Genomic DNA, 14,105 nt, shown 5'->3' on the forward strand with positions numbered 1-14,105 from the left:
GAGGTTCACCAGCGCAGCGCGCAGCGGTCGCCGCTGGCCTGGCGCCACACGCTCACCGCACACAGGCCGGGCACCTGCGGCTCGAGTTCGCGGCGGATGTAGCTGCAGAGGTTTTCCAGCGTGGGAATGCCGATGCCTTCCACCTCGTCGAGGAAGTGATGGTCCAGCTTCTCGCGCAGGGTGGCGATGGTGCGGCGCAGGTAGGCCAGGTCGATCACCATGCCGCCGGCATCCGGCGTGCCGCGCACCGTCACTTCGGCCTCGTAGGTGTGGCCGTGGACACGGCGGCTGCCTTCGGCCTCGATGGTGCGGCGCAGGGTGTGGGCGGATTCAAAGTAGAAGCGCTGCGAGAGTTCGTGCAGCGCCACGGCGGGTTGCGGGCTCGTGCTCATGGGATGTCCAGGATCTTGTGGGTCTGCAGGGACAGGCGCCAGCGCGGGCGGGCCTGGCACAGGTCGATGGCGCGGCGGGTGTTCTGCTGGCGCAGCAGGCCGTCCATGGGCTGCAGCAGCCAGTGGTCGAAGTGCAGGTCGGTCATGGCGTCCACCGCCTCGGGCATCAGCCCGGGCTGCGGGTACACCAGCTTGAGTTCGTGGCCGCGCCGCTGCACCCAGTCGGCACCGGCCTTGGGGCTCACGCAGATCCAGTCGATGCCCTCGGGCACCGGCAGGGTGCCGTTGGTTTCCACCGCGATCTCGAAGCCCTGGGCGTGCAGCGCGTCGATCAGCGCCTGGTCGATCTGCAGCATGGGCTCGCCGCCGGTGATGACGATGTAGCGGTGGCCCTGGCCTTCGGGCCAGAGCGAGGCCACCAGCGCGGCCAGATCGGCTGCCTGCGCGAACTTGCCGCCGCGCACGCCGTCGGTGCCCACGAAGTCGGTGTCGCAGAACCGGCAGACGGCGGTCTCGCGGTCTTCCTCGCGGCCGTTCCAGAGGTTGCAGCCAGCCATGCGGCAGAACACGGCCGGGCGGCCGGCGCGCAGGCCTTCGCCCTGCAGCGTGTAGAAGACTTCCTTCACCGCATAGCTCATGGCCGGCGCTCCAGCGTCACGAAGGCAAAGGGCAGGCCGTCGGCCGACACATGGGCCTCGCGGTGCGTTTCCACCCACTCCGGGCCGAAGGTGGGGGCAAAGGCATCGCCTTCAAACGCGCGGTCGATCTCGGTGACCACGGCGCTGTGGGCACGCGGCAGCGCCTGCGCGTAGATCTGCGCACCACCGATCACCCACACATCGGGCTGGCCGGCGCACAGGGTCAGGGCCTCGTCGAGCGAGGCGGCGCGCTGCGCGCCTTCAGCCTGCCAGGTGGCGTCGCGGCTGAGCACGATGTTGGCGCGGCCCGGCAGCGGCCGGAAGCGCGGCGGCAGCGAGTCCCAGGTCTTGCGGCCCATCACCACCGGGCAGCCCAGGGTGGTGCGCTTGAAGTGGGCCAGGTCTTCCGGCAGGTGCCAGGGCATGCGGTTGTCCAGGCCGATCACGCCGTTGGCGGCGCGGGCCAGGATGAGGTGGAGGCGGGGCAGGGTGGCCATGGTTCAGGTGCGGCGTCCGGCAGCGGGAGGGGTGGCGGTGGCGCGGCCCGGGGCGGGCAGCAGCACGCTGGCGATGGCCATCATGACGAAGCCGATGGCCAGCCAGTCCTGCCAGTGCGGGATCTCGCCCACGATGAAGGTGGCGCTGAGTGTGCCCACCAGCGGAATGGCCATGACGCTCATGGCACTCGTGGCCGGCGGCAGGTGGCGCGCCAGACCGAACCAGATGAGCTGCGCCACGCCGTAGTTGATGAGCACCCCGTACAGCAGGCTCAGCCACATGGCACCGCTGAAGCTGGATACATCGGGCACCGGCTCGAAGGCAATCGCCAGGGCCCACACCACGGCGCTGCCCAGCAGCAGCATCCACACCGTCACCACCATGGGCGAAAGAGTGAAGCTGGAGCGGCGGAACAGCAGCGTGCCCAGGCCCCAGCAGATGGCGGCGCCCAGCATCCAGGCGATACCCACCGGCCGGCCGCTGAGGCTCTGCAGTTCGTGCCACAGCAGCAGGCCGATGGCGATGCCGGCGCTCAGCACCGCCACCCGCACGCGCGGCGTGATGCGCTCCTGGAAGAACAGCGCGCCCAGCAGCACGGTGAAGATGGGCATGGTGAAGCCCAGGATGGCGGCGCGCCCCGAGGCCAGCGCCTGCACGCCGAAGATGGACAGCGTGTGCCAGCCCAGCACATTGGGCAGGCCCAGCCAGGCGATGGTGGCCCACTCGTCCCGGCGCGGCCACATGCGTTCACCCTGGCCGCGCACATACACGAACAGCCAGGCCGCGCCCAGGCACATGGTGCTGGCCCGGAAGTACAGCGGTGGCATCTCCTGCAGCGACAGCTTCATCATGGGCCAGTTGACCCCCCACATCAGCGTGAGGGCCAGCAGGCCCCACAGCTGGCGGCGGCTGAGCATGGCAGCCGGCATCAGACGGCCACCGGCGCCTTGATGGCCGGGTGGTGCTGGTAGTCGAGCACCTCGAAGTCCTCGTACTGGTAGTCGAAGATCGAGTCGGGCTTGCGGCGGATGTTCAGCGTGGGGTAGGGGAAGGGCTGGCGCGAGAGCTGCAGCTCCACCTGCTCGTGGTGGTTGCTGTAGATGTGGCAGTCGCCCCCGGTCCAGATGAAGTCGCCCACGTCCAGGTCGCACTGCTGCGCCAGCATGTGGGTGAGCAGCGCGTAGCTGGCGATGTTGAACGGCACGCCCAGAAAGATGTCGGCGCTGCGCTGGTAGAGCTGGCAGCTGAGCTTGCCACGTTCGCCCGGTGCCTGGGGCGGCGCCACATAGAACTGGAAGAAGGCGTGGCAGGGCATGAGCGCCATCTTGTTCAGGTCGGCCACGTTCCAGGCGCTCACGATGATGCGGCGCGAATCCGGGTTGGTGCGCAGCTGCTTCACCACCTCGCTGATCTGGTCGATGTGGCCGCCGTCCGGCGTGGGCCAGCTGCGCCATTGCACGCCGTACACCGGGCCCAGGTCGCCGTCTTCACGGGCCCACTCGTCCCAGATGGTGCAGCCGCGCTCCTGCAGCCACCGCACGTTGCTGTCGCCGCGCAGGAACCACAGCAGCTCCACGATGAGGGCCTTCAGGAACACCTTTTTGGTCGTCACCAGCGGGAAGCCTTCGTTGAGGTCGAAGCGCATCTGGTGGCCGAACACGCTGGTGGTGCCGGTGCCGGTGCGGTCGGTCTTCTGCACGCCGGTCGTGTAGACGTGGCGCATGAAGTCTTCGTACTGGGAACGCACGGGGCGGGGGCTGGCAGCAGACATGGTGGCTGGGGTATTGGAGGCAAAGGGGGATTTTCCCCCGAATCGGTCCGGCGGGCCTCAGGCCAGCACGCGACCCGGGTTCATGAGGTCCTGCGGGTCCAGCGCGGTCTTGATGGACCGCATCAGGCCCAGGGCCACCGGATCCTTGTAATGCGGCAGGCAGGCGGCCTTGAGGCTGCCCACGCCGTGCTCGGCGCTGATGGAGCCGCCGTGCCGGGCCACGGCGTCGAACACCAGGGTGTTGACCCGCGCCTCCTGCTCGGCCAGGAAACGCACCGGGTCGCCATCCACCGGGGCCTGCACGTTGTAGTGCAGGTTGCCGTCGCCCAGGTGCCCGAAGTTGACCAGCCGCACACCCGGGATCTCGCGGGCCAGCAGGGCGTCGGTCTCGGCACAGAAGGCCGGGATGCGCGAGACCGGGATGCTGATGTCGTGCTTGATGTTCAGGCCTTCTTCGGCCTGCGCCAGCGGAATGCTCTCGCGGATGTGCCACAGGGCGTGGGCCTGGGCGAGGCTCTCGGCTACCACCGCGTCGGTCACGTGGCCGGCATCGAGCGCGGTTTCCAGCAGGCGTTCGAACTGGGCGCGGGCGTGTTCCTCGCTTTCGCTGTCGCTGTTCTCCAGCAGCACGCAGTACGGGCTGTCCTGCCACAGCGGCACCCGCAGCTGGGGGAAGTGGCGGTCCACCAGGCCCAGGGCGAACTGACCCATCACCTCGAAGCCGGTCAGGCCCGGCCCCAGGTGGCGGTGGGCCAGGGCCAGCAGGGCCACGGCGGCCTCCATGGACGGCACGGCGGCCCAGGCGGTGAGCTGCGCCGCCGGTTGCGGATACAGCTTGAGCGTGGCGGCGGTGATGATGCCCAGCGTGCCTTCGCTGCCCACGAACAGGTCGCGCAGGTCGTAGCCGGTGTTGTCCTTGCGCAGGCCGCCCAGGCCGTTCCAGACCTCGCCTTGCGCGGTGACCACTTCCAGGCCCAGGCACAGATCGCGGGCGTTGCCGTAGCGCACCACCTGGGTGCCGCCGGCGTTGGTGGCCAGGTTGCCGCCGATGGTGCAGCTGCCTTCGGCGGCCAGGCTCAGGGGGAACAGCAGGCCGGCCTGCTCGGCCGCTTCCTGCACCGACTGCAGCACGCAGCCGGCTTCCACCGTCATGGTCAGGTTGGCGGCGTCGATGCTGCGCACCGCGGTCATGCGGCCCAGGTTCAGCACCACCTGCCGGCCCGAGTCATCGGGCGTGGAGCCGACCACCAGGCCGGTGTTGCCGCCCTGCGGCACCAGCGCCACGCCAGCGGCCACGCAGGCCTTCACCACCGCCGCCACCTCGGTGGTGCTGCCCGGCCGCACCACGGCCAGGGCACGGCCCCGGGCGCGCTTGCGCCAGTCCTGCTCGTAGGCGGTGAGGTCGTGGTGGTCGGCGGTGAGCACGTGGGCGTCGCCCACGGCGGCCCTCAAGGCATCGATCAAGGACGGGGCGGTCATGGCAGGGCCTCCGGGTTGCGCGGGGCAGCGGGCTGCACCCGGGCTTCGGCCGCGGCGGCGGCAGCAGCGGCGTCGGCTGCCACGGCTTCCTTGCCGGCGGCCTTCAGACGGATGCGCACATGCATGGCGCAGGCCACGAACAGCACCAGGCACAGCGCCGTCTGCAGCACGGCCATGAGGGTGGAGGCGCCGGCTTCGCCGCTGGTGGCCCGCACCACGCCCTCGGTGAAGTACAGCCACACCAGCAGGCTGACCCAGCGGTAGGTGTACATGCGGTTCTTCAGCAGGCCTGCCAGGGGCAGCGCCAGCGGCAGCACCTTGAGCGCCCACCACGAGCCACCCGGCCGCAAGGGGGCCACCACCATTTCCCAGGCCAGGCCGACCGCGATCAGGCCGATCAGGCTGCCCACCGCCAGCCAGCGGGTGGTCTGGATGGCGGAGCGGGGGGTGGATGCGGTCATGTCGGGGTGTCCGGAAGGGCAGTGAAAAAGGGGGCGCCCCGAGGCATCGGGGCGGGCTGGCATGATACCGGGATGACCCTGTCCGACCGGCTGGCCGCCGCCGAATCCCTGCTGCGCACCCTGTGGCGCAACGCCCGCAGTTTTCCGTGGCGCAACACGGCCGTGACCCTGCGCGAGCGCTTCCGGGAAGACCGCCTGGGCGTGACCGCCAGCAGCCTGACCTTCACCACCACCATCTCGCTGGTGCCCTTGTTCACGGTGGCTCTGGCGGTGTTCAGCGCCTTCCCCATGTTCGACCGCCTGCAGGTCACCCTGCAGCGCTGGCTGGTGCAGAGCCTGGTGCCGGACAACATCGCCCGCCAGGTGCTGATCTACCTCAACCAGTTCTCCAGCAAGGCCTCGCAGATGGGCTGGGCCGGCGCGCTGTTCCTGCTGTTCACCGCGCTGGCGCTCATCCTCACCATCGACCGCAAGCTCAACGACATCTGGCGGGTGCGCCAGCCGCGTTCGCTGACCCAGCGGGTGCTCGTCTATTGGGCGGTGCTGACCCTGGGGCCGCTGCTGCTGGCCGGCAGCGTCACCGTCACCTCGTACGCCATTGCCTACTCAAGGGGCGTGCCGGGCAGCCTCACCGGCACGGTGCGGCTGCTGCTGGATTCGCTGCAGGTGGTGCTGGTCACCGGCGGGCTGGCGGCGCTCTACCACTACGTGCCGCATACCCGGGTGCGCTGGTCGCACGCGCTCACCGGGGGCCTGTTTGCGGCCACCGCGCTGGAGCTGGCCAAGCAGGCGCTGGGCTGGTACCTCAAGGCGGTGCCCACGTATTCGGTGCTCTACGGCACCTTTGCCACGCTGCCCATCCTGCTCATCTGGTTCTATGTGGCGTGGGTCATCGTGCTGCTGGGGGCGGTCGTCACGGCCTACCTGCCCAGCCTGCTGACCGGCGTGGCCCGGCGCGGCGACGCGCCGGGCTGGAGCTTCCAGCTGGCGCTGGAGGTGATGGAGCGGCTGCTGGCGGTGCGCGACGGCCAGCCACGCGGCCTGAGCCTGGAGGCCCTGGCCCAGGCGCTGCGGGTGGATCCGCTGCAGCTGGAAGAGCCGGTCGCCGCGCTGGTGGCGCTGGACTGGCTGGGCCGCCTGAACGAAGAGGGTGAACGTTACGTGGTGCTCGTCGACCCCGCCAGCACGCCCATGGCGGCCCTGGCCGAACGCCTGCTGCTGACCCGCCAGGCCAGCACCCTGCGCTTCTGGGACCAGAGCCGCTGGGCCGACCTGACGCTGGCCGAGGCGCTCACGCCCGGGGTGCTGCCCCCGGGCGCTGCCCCGGTCATCAACGCCTGATCAGGCCGGCTGCGGCGCGCGCCGCTGCAGGAAGTCGCGCAGGGCGAACAGCGTGGCGTCAGGCGCTTCGGTCATCTGGTGGTGGCCCACCGGCACCCGGGTCACCTCCACCGTGCGGCCGGCGGCGCGGGCCGCATCCACCAGGCCTTGCGCGGCCTTGGGCGGCGTCATCTGGTCGGCCGCACCCAGCACGAACAGCACCGGGCAGCGCCCGTTCTGCATGGCCACCACCCCGCCGGCATAGCTGTCGCAGGCGACAAACCCGCGGTGGAACACGTTCACCGCCGGGTTGCTGCGCAGCACGCGGCGGCCCAGCGCCATGCCGGCGCCATACACCCAGGTGCCCGGGCCCAGGGCCGAGGGCGGTGCCGCCAGCGTGCTGCGCGAGAACACATTGACCATGCGCAGCGCCTTCTCGGGTTCTTCCAGCGAGGCCTGGATGAGGGCCGGCGACACCTTCATGGGGAAGGCCGTGCCCACCAGCACCAGATGGCTGATGCGATCCGGGAACCGGGCGGCGGCCTCCATGGCGATCAGCGAACCCCAGCTGTGGCCCACCAGCGCGGCCTGCTGCACGCCGGCCGCATCCAGCAGGGCGCCGATGAAATCGGCTGCGGCTTCCACCGAGGCCGGTGCCTCGCCCTGGCTGCGGCAGTGGCCGGGCAGGTCGATGGCCAGCACATTGAAGCCGTGGTTGGCCAGGTAGCGGCTCTGCAGGGCCCAGACGCTGTGGTCGTTGAGCACGCCGTGGATCATCACCACGGTGGGCTTGGCGGCATCGAAGGGCTTGCCGCCGGTGTAGGCGTAGGTGGCGGCGCCGTTGACGTTGAGCATCATGGTCAGGCCGCCTTTTCTGCCGCCTTGAGGGCGCGCTTGAGGTCGTCGATCAGGTCGTCGGCGTCTTCCAGGCCGATGGACAGGCGGATGGTGCCGGGGCCGATGCCCGCACCGGCCAGGGCCTCGTCGCTCATGCGGAAGTGGGTGGTGCTGGCCGGGTGGATCACCAGCGAGCGGCAGTCGCCCACGTTGGCCAGGTGGCTGAAGATCTTGAGCGCTTCGATGAAGGCCTTGCCCTGGGCGCGGCTGCCGGCGATGTCGAAGCTGAACACCGAACCCGCGCCCCGCGCGCCGAAGCGCAGGATGCGTTCGGCCAGTTGGTGGCTGGGGTGCGATTCGAGCAAGGGGTGCCCCACGCGCGAGACCAGCGGATGGCTGGCCAGGAACTGCACCACCTTCTCGGTGTTGGCCATGTGGCGGTCCATGCGCAGCGACAGGGTTTCGATGCCCTGCAGGATCAGCCAGGCGGTGTGCGGGCTCATGCAGGCGCCGAAGTCGCGCAGGCCCTCGCGGCGGGCCCGCAGCAGGAAGGCGCCCACGGTGGACTCTTCGGTGAACACCATGTTGTGGAAGCCATCGTAGGACTCGCTGAATTCGGCGAAACGGCCGTCCCGCGCATGGGCGGCGTCCCAGTCGAAGCTGCCGCCGTCCACCAGCACGCCACCGATCACGGTGCCATGGCCGCTGAGGAACTTGGTGGCCGAGTGGTAGACCAGATCGGCGCCCAGCTCCAGCGGACGCACCAGGTAGGGCGTGGTCAGCGTGGAGTCGACCAGCAGCGGCACGCCGGCCTCGCGGGCGATCTGGCCGATGGTGGGTACATCCAGCACGTCCAGACCGGGGTTGCCCACGGTCTCGCCGAAGAACAGGCGGGTGTTGGACCGCACGGCGGCCTTCCAGCCGTCGATGTCGCCGGGCTTGACGAAGGTGGTCTCGATGCCGAAGCGCCGCATGGTGTAGTGCAGCAGGTTCTGGCTGCCGCCGTACAGGGCGGTGCTGGCCACGATGTGCGAGCCTGCGCCCATGAGCGTGGCCACCGCCAGGTGCAGCGCGGCCTGGCCGCTGGCCGTGGCAATGGCGCCCACACCGCCTTCGAGTGCGGCCATGCGCTGCTCGAACACCGCGTTGGTGGGGTTGCTGATGCGGCTGTAGACGTGGCCTGCGCGCTCCAGATTGAACAGCGCGGCGGCATGGTCGCTCGACTCGAAGACGAACGAGGTGCTGAGGTGGATGGGCACGGCGCGTGCGCCGGTGGCGGGGTCGGGCTGGGCACCGGCGTGCAGCGCCAGCGTGTCGAACCCGGGGTCGGAATGACCGGCCATGGGGGTGTCTCCTGATGTGGTTTCGCGGGGTATTGTGGGCTATATTGGCTCACCGCCCGGTCGGGTGGACGACACCAGAATCACGAGGAGAACGGCCATGAAAGTCAGCGACATCCTGCGCGTCAAGGGCGGCACGCTCTACACCATCTCCCCCGAGGACTCCCTGCAGCGCGCGGTGGACACCATGGCCCAGTACGACATCGGCTCGCTGGCCGTCATGGAACACGGCGAGCTGGTGGGCATGCTGACCTTCCGCGAGGTCATCCACACCCTGGCCCGCAATGGCGGCACCCTGGGCGGCAAGGTGGTGCGCACCGTGATGGACGACCACCCCATGAGCTGCACCCCCGAGACCGAACTCGACCAGGTGCGCCCCATGATGCTGGAGAAGCACACCCGCTACATGCCGGTCATGGACAGCAAGATGCTCATGGGCGTGATCAGCTTCTACGACGTGGCCAAGGCGGTGGTGGACAGCCAGAACTTCGAGAACCGCATGCTCAAGGCCTACATCCGCGACTGGCCCCAGGACGAAGAAGGCGAAGCCGCCGGCGGCGAGGCCTCCGGTGCCGCTCGGGGATAATCGGGCCGCATGAGCGGCAACACCCTAGGCACCCTGTTTTGCGTCACCAACTTCGGTGAGTCCCACGGCCCGGCCATCGGCTGCGTGATCGACGGGTGCCCCCCGGGCATGGCACTCGATGCCGCCGACATCCAGGCCGACCTCGACCGCCGCCGCCCTGGCACCAGCCCCTTCGTCACCCAGCGCAACGAGCCCGATGCGGTGGAGATCCTCTCCGGCGTGTACCAGGGACAGACCACCGGCGCCCCCATCGCCCTGCTGATCCGCAACACCGACCAGCGCAGCAAGGACTACGGCGACATCCTCCAGACCTTCCGCCCCGGCCATGCTGACTACACCTACTGGCAGAAATACGGCATCCGCGACCCGCGTGGTGGCGGTCGCAGCTCGGCCCGCCTGACCGCCCCCACGGTGGCCGCTGGCGCGGTGGCCCGCAAGTGGCTGCGCGAGCGCCACGGCATCGAGTTCCGGGGCTGCATGACCCAGATCGGCGAAGTGGCCATCCCCTTCGAGAGCTGGGAGCATGTGCGGAACAACCCGTTCTTTGCCCCGGTGGCCGACGTGTCGGCGCTGGAGACCTACATGATGGCCCTGCGCAAGAGCGGCGATTCGTGCGGCGCGCGCATCCGCGTCACCGCGAGTGGCATGCCGGTGGGCCTGGGCGAGCCGCTGTACGACCGGCTGGACGCCGACATCGCCCACGCCATGATGGGCCTGAACGCCGTCAAGGGCGTGGAGATCGGCGCCGGTTTTGCCTGCGTGGCCGACAAGGGCAGCACCCACGGCGACAGCCTCACGCCCGAGGGCTTTGCGGCCAACAAGGCCGGCGGCGTGCTGGGCGGCATCAGCACCGGTCAGGACCTGGAGGTGTCGATCGCCATCAAGCCGACCAGCTCCATCCTGATCCCGCGCCAGAGCATCGATGTGAACGGCGAGCCCACCGAGCTCATCACCAAGGGCCGCCACGACCCCTGCGTGGGCATCCGCGCCACGCCCATTGCCGAGGCCCTGCTGGCCCTGGTGGTCATGGACCATGTGCTGCGCCACCGCGCGCAGTGCGGTGATGTGAGCACCGTCACCCCCGACATCGCCGAGCGCCAGCGGAGCTGACATGGCCGGTGCCCAGGCGGTGCGGCCGTTCTCCTGGCTGAGCGCCAGCTATTTTGCGCACATCGGCTTCTTCAACCCCTACCTGCCGCTGTGGCTCAAGGAGCTGGGCTACGGCCTGCTGGCCATCAGCGTGCTGACCTCGGTGCAGTCGGCCACGCGCCTGTTCGCGCCCTACGGCTGGGGCTGGCTGAGCGACCACACCGGCGAACGTGTGAGGCTGCTGCGCTACGGCGCCACGGTGGCGCTGCTGGCGTCAACGGGCTTGTGGTTCGACCTGGGCACCACCGGCCTCTTCGTGGTGCTGCTGCTGATGTTCACCCACACCAGCGGCATGATGCCCATGAGCGAGGCCGCACTGGCCCACCTGGTCAGCCGCGACGGCGGGTTTGACGCCCGCCGCTACGGCCGGGTGCGGGTGTGGGGCTCCATCGGTTTTCTGGTGACGGTGGTGGTGGCCGGTGCCTGGTTCGAACATGCCGGCATGCAGAGCTTTCCGGCCTGGACGCTGGCCACGCTGGCGGCGGTGGCCATCAGCACCTGGCGGTTGCCGGACGCGCGCGAGCCGGTGCATGTCGAGCAGACCCGGCCACGCATCTGGCCGGTGCTGCGCCAGCCAGCCGTGGCCTGGTTCTTTGCGGCCGTGTTCTTCCATGTGCTGGCGCACATCTTCATCTACATCTTCCTGTCGCTGTACCTCGATTCGCTGGGCTACAGCAAGACGGTGATCGGCCTGTTGTGGGCGCTGTCGGTGGCCATCGAGGTGGGCTGGTTCTTCACCCAGGGGCGCTGGCTGCCGCGCATGAGCCTGCCGGCCTGGCTGGTGCTGGCCGCCGTGCTCATGGCGCTGCGCATGGGCATCACCGCCAGCCTGGCGGCTTCGCTGGCGGTGCTGGTGCTGGCACAGGCGCTGCATGCCATCACCTTTGCCGCGCACCACACGGTGTGCATTGCCTGGATCAGCGAACACTTTCCGGGCCGGCTGCGTGGACGCGGCCAGGCGCTGTACGCGGTGCTGGGCTACGGCCTTCCGGGCGTCGTGGGCGGCCTGGTGGGCGGCATGTTGAGCTCGGCCTTCGGGCTGGCCAGCGTGTTCTGGCTGTCGTCGGCCTGCGGTGCGGCTGCAGCGCTGTGCGCCCTGCGGGTGTGGTGGCTGCGGCGCAGCGCCTGAAGCGTCAGGCCGCGCGCAGCCGCCGCGCCAGCCCTTCGATGGCCAGTTCGTAGCCATCGACCCCGAAGCCCACCACGATGCCGGCGGCCGCCGGCGACACGTACGAGTGGTGGCGGAAGCTCTCGCGGGCGTGCACGTTGGAGATGTGCACCTCGAACACCGGCAGCGGCTTCACCCCGCTGATGGCGTCGAACAGCGCCACCGAGGTGTGGGTGAAGGCGCCCGGGTTGAACACCACACCGGCCAGCTCGCCCGCACGGTGGCGCGCACCGGCCTGGTGGATGGCGTCGATGAGGGTGCCTTCGTGGTTGCTCTGCAGGGCCTCCAGCGTGAAGCCCAGGCGCTCGGCCGTGGCGCGGCAGCGGGCTTCCACATCGGCCAGCGTGGTGGCGCCGTAGACGCCCGGCTCGCGGGTGCCGAGCAGGTTCAGGTTGGGGCCGTTGAGCAGCAGGATGGCGGGCATGGGGTTCTCCGGAATGCGGTCACTTTAAACCAGCGGCACCGAGAGGCGGCGGATCACCTCGGCCGTGGTCGGCCGCACGCCGCGCCACCACACGAAGGCCTCGGCCGCCTGCTCCACCAGCATGCCCACACCATCGGCCAGCGCGGTCACGCCGGCCCGTTGCGCCTGGCGCAGGAAGGGGGTGAGGCCCTTGCCGTAGACCATGTCGTAGGCCAGCGCACCGGGCGCAAACAGGCCGGGGGGAAGCGGCAGTGCCTCGCCGCTCAGCCCGGCCGAGGTGGCATTGATGACCACGTCGAACGACTCGCCGGCCAGATCGGCATAGCCCCCGGTCTGCAAGGCCGCATGGGCGGCAAAGTCGTCCCGCAGGGCGTGGGCCTTGTCGGCGCTGCGGTTGGCCACCGCCAGCACCGCCGGGCCTTGTGCCGACAGCGGCAGCAATGCGCCGCGCGTGGCGCCACCGGCGCCCAGCACCAGCACCCGCCGCCCGCGCAGCGCATGGCCCAGGTTGACCTGGATGTCGTTCACCAGGCCCACCCCGTCGAAGTTTTCCGCCCACACCCGGTCGCCCTCGAACCTGAGGGCATTGGCCGCCCCGGCCAGCCGCGCGGCTTCGCTGGGGTCGGTGGCGGAGGAACAGGCTTCCAGCTTGAAGGGCAGGGTGACGTTCACACCCCGGCCACCGGCCGCGCGGAACGCCGACACCGTGGCGGCGAAGCCATCCAGCGGCGCCTCGATGGCGGTGTAGCTCAGGTCCTGCGCGGTGGCCTGCGCAAAGGCGGCGTGGATCTGCGGCGACTTGCTGTGGGCAATCGGGTGGCCGATGACGGCGTAACGGTCGGTCATGGGAGGGATGGTGGCAGGGTCATGCAACAGCCGGGGATTGTCTCGCAGCCACCCGGCCTACCATGCAGTCCATGAACACCCTGCACATCGATTTCGTCTCCGACGTGTCATGCCCCTGGTGCGCCGTGGGCCTGGGCGCGCTGGAACAGGCGCTGCAACGGCTGCACGGCAGCGTGGCGGCCGACATCACCTTCCAGCCCTTCGAGCTCAACCCGCACATGGGGCCTGAAGGTCAGGACATCGGCGAGCACCTGACCGAAAAGTACGGCAGCACGCCCGAGCAGCAGGCCCAGATCCGCGAGACCATCCGGGCCCGGGGTGCCGAGGTCGGCTTCAGCTTCAACCCCGGTGGCCGCGGCCGCATCTGGAACACCTTCGACGCCCACCGCCTGCTGCACTGGGCCGCCGAAGACGGTGCGCCGGGGCAGCAGATGGCCCTGAAGAAAGCCCTGCTGGCGGCCTGCCACACCCGCAGCGAAGCCATGGGCCACCACGACGTGCTGCTGGCCTGCGTGGCCGAGGCGGGTCTGGATCAGGACCGTGCCCGCGCCCTGCTGGCCAGCGACGAGTTCACCCAGGAGGTGCGTGAACGCCAGGCCTTCTACACCGGGCACGGCATCCATTCGGTGCCGGCCGTCATCGTCAACCAGCGCCACCTCATCTCCGGCGGTCAGCCGGCGGCGGTGTTCGAGCAGGCCCTGCGCCGGATCGCAGCCGGCGAGGTGTGATGCGTCATGGGTGACCGCTGAACTGTGTCGGCGGCGGTGAGCTTCAGCCCACGCGCAGGTCGGCGGGTGGCTGGCCCGAACGCTGCCGCTGGTGCATCTGCCGGTACAGGGACTCCAGCTGCATGGCGGTTGCTGCCGGGTTGAACAGACGGCTGTCGGCCCGTTGCTCCATCAGGCGCTGCCGCACGCCTTGCAGAGCAGCCGGGTTGCTGCACAGCTGCACGGCCTTGTCCACATAGGCGTCGGTACTGTCGACAGCCAGTTCGTCGAGACCCGCGCTGCGCAGGACGCTGGTGCACATGCGGGCGGAGAAGGTCCGGCCGGACAGTGTGAGGATGGGCAGGCCGGCACGCAGCGAGTCGCTGGCCGTGGTGCCCGCGCTGTAGGGCGTGGTGTCCAGGTAGAGATCGGCCAGCGTCATGCGCTGCAGGTAGTCCTCTCGCTTCACCCGGTCTGCAAAGTGGAGCC

At 69.8% G+C, this 14,105-nt stretch carries 17 protein-coding genes; 5 read left to right on the plus strand and 12 right to left on the minus strand.

Going from position 1 to position 14,105, the window contains the following annotated elements:
* Window positions 1-5: 5 nt before the first annotated feature.
* The 7 genes from WD026_RS01500 to WD026_RS01530 are packed head-to-tail and all read right to left on the minus strand — an operon-like array spanning window position 6 to window position 5,239.
* On the minus strand, window positions 6-392 hold the full coding sequence (locus tag WD026_RS01500) for a 6-carboxytetrahydropterin synthase (RefSeq protein WP_425721893.1): 387 nt from the start codon (window positions 390-392) through the stop codon (window positions 6-8).
* The gene (gene queE, locus WD026_RS01505) at window positions 389-1,030 is read right to left on the minus strand and encodes a 7-carboxy-7-deazaguanine synthase (protein WP_425721894.1); all 642 of its coding nucleotides are present in this window, start codon (window positions 1,028-1,030) and stop codon (window positions 389-391) included. Before queE ends, WD026_RS01500 begins: the two co-directional genes overlap by 4 nt.
* Complete coding sequence (locus WD026_RS01510; protein WP_425721895.1) at window positions 1,027-1,527, minus strand: dihydrofolate reductase; 501 nt, start codon at window positions 1,525-1,527, stop codon at window positions 1,027-1,029. Before WD026_RS01510 ends, queE begins: the two co-directional genes overlap by 4 nt.
* 3 nt (window positions 1,528-1,530) lie before the next feature.
* The gene (locus tag WD026_RS01515; protein ID WP_425721896.1) at window positions 1,531-2,457 is read right to left on the minus strand and encodes a DMT family transporter; all 927 of its coding nucleotides are present in this window, start codon (window positions 2,455-2,457) and stop codon (window positions 1,531-1,533) included.
* Window positions 2,457-3,299, minus strand: coding sequence for a thymidylate synthase (locus WD026_RS01520; protein WP_425721897.1), 843 nt, complete (start codon window positions 3,297-3,299; stop codon window positions 2,457-2,459). The genes WD026_RS01515 and WD026_RS01520 overlap by 1 nt, the downstream gene beginning before the upstream one ends.
* A 57-nt stretch (window positions 3,300-3,356) precedes the next feature.
* Window positions 3,357-4,778, minus strand: a complete 1,422-nt coding sequence (locus WD026_RS01525) for an FAD-binding oxidoreductase (protein ID WP_425721898.1) — start codon at window positions 4,776-4,778, stop codon at window positions 3,357-3,359.
* A complete protein-coding gene (locus tag WD026_RS01530; RefSeq protein ID WP_425721899.1) occupies window positions 4,775-5,239 on the minus strand; it encodes a DUF2069 domain-containing protein in 465 nt (154 codons plus the stop codon). Before WD026_RS01530 ends, WD026_RS01525 begins: the two co-directional genes overlap by 4 nt.
* Window positions 5,240-5,311: 72 nt before the next feature.
* Between WD026_RS01530 and WD026_RS01535 the strand changes: the two genes are divergently transcribed.
* The gene (locus WD026_RS01535; RefSeq protein ID WP_425721900.1) at window positions 5,312-6,580 is read left to right on the plus strand and encodes a YihY family inner membrane protein; all 1,269 of its coding nucleotides are present in this window, start codon (window positions 5,312-5,314) and stop codon (window positions 6,578-6,580) included.
* Here WD026_RS01535 and WD026_RS01540 read toward each other — a convergent pair whose 3' ends face one another.
* Both WD026_RS01540 and WD026_RS01545 read right to left on the minus strand, forming a co-directional pair.
* Window positions 6,581-7,417, minus strand: a complete 837-nt coding sequence (locus WD026_RS01540) for an alpha/beta fold hydrolase (protein ID WP_425721901.1) — start codon at window positions 7,415-7,417, stop codon at window positions 6,581-6,583.
* Between the two features lie 2 nt (window positions 7,418-7,419).
* Window positions 7,420-8,739, minus strand: a complete 1,320-nt coding sequence (locus tag WD026_RS01545) for an O-acetylhomoserine aminocarboxypropyltransferase (RefSeq protein WP_425721902.1) — start codon at window positions 8,737-8,739, stop codon at window positions 7,420-7,422.
* Window positions 8,740-8,836: 97 nt separating this feature from the next.
* On the opposite strand from WD026_RS01545, the gene WD026_RS01550 reads away from it, so the two are divergent.
* The 3 genes from WD026_RS01550 to WD026_RS01560 are packed head-to-tail and all read left to right on the plus strand — an operon-like array spanning window position 8,837 to window position 11,600.
* A complete protein-coding gene (locus WD026_RS01550) occupies window positions 8,837-9,322 on the plus strand; it encodes a CBS domain-containing protein (protein ID WP_425721903.1) in 486 nt (161 codons plus the stop codon).
* 9 nt (window positions 9,323-9,331) lie between these two features.
* Window positions 9,332-10,432, plus strand: a complete 1,101-nt coding sequence (gene aroC / locus WD026_RS01555) for a chorismate synthase (RefSeq protein ID WP_425721904.1) — start codon at window positions 9,332-9,334, stop codon at window positions 10,430-10,432.
* Between the two features lies 1 nt (window position 10,433).
* Entirely contained in the window at window positions 10,434-11,600 is a 1,167-nt protein-coding gene (locus tag WD026_RS01560; protein WP_425721905.1) for an MFS transporter, read from the plus strand.
* 4 nt (window positions 11,601-11,604) lie between these two features.
* Here the strand turns inward: WD026_RS01560 and aroQ are convergent, their stop codons facing one another.
* Both aroQ and aroE read right to left on the minus strand, forming a co-directional pair.
* Complete coding sequence (gene aroQ / locus WD026_RS01565) at window positions 11,605-12,063, minus strand: type II 3-dehydroquinate dehydratase (protein WP_425721906.1); 459 nt, start codon at window positions 12,061-12,063, stop codon at window positions 11,605-11,607.
* Between the two features lie 24 nt (window positions 12,064-12,087).
* Entirely contained in the window at window positions 12,088-12,909 is an 822-nt protein-coding gene (aroE, locus tag WD026_RS01570; RefSeq protein WP_425721907.1) for a shikimate dehydrogenase, read from the minus strand.
* 71 nt (window positions 12,910-12,980) lie between these two features.
* On the opposite strand from aroE, the gene WD026_RS01575 reads away from it, so the two are divergent.
* On the plus strand, window positions 12,981-13,637 hold the full coding sequence (locus tag WD026_RS01575) for a DsbA family oxidoreductase (RefSeq protein ID WP_425721908.1): 657 nt from the start codon (window positions 12,981-12,983) through the stop codon (window positions 13,635-13,637).
* Window positions 13,638-13,680: 43 nt separating this feature from the next.
* Here WD026_RS01575 and WD026_RS01580 read toward each other — a convergent pair whose 3' ends face one another.
* Complete coding sequence (locus WD026_RS01580; protein ID WP_425721909.1) at window positions 13,681-14,085, minus strand: hypothetical protein; 405 nt, start codon at window positions 14,083-14,085, stop codon at window positions 13,681-13,683.
* Between the last annotated feature and the right edge of the window lie 20 nt (window positions 14,086-14,105).

Source organism: Hydrogenophaga sp. R2 (assembly GCF_049843595.1).
In the GTDB taxonomy this organism is placed as follows: Bacteria; Pseudomonadota; Gammaproteobacteria; order Burkholderiales; family Burkholderiaceae_C; genus Hydrogenophaga.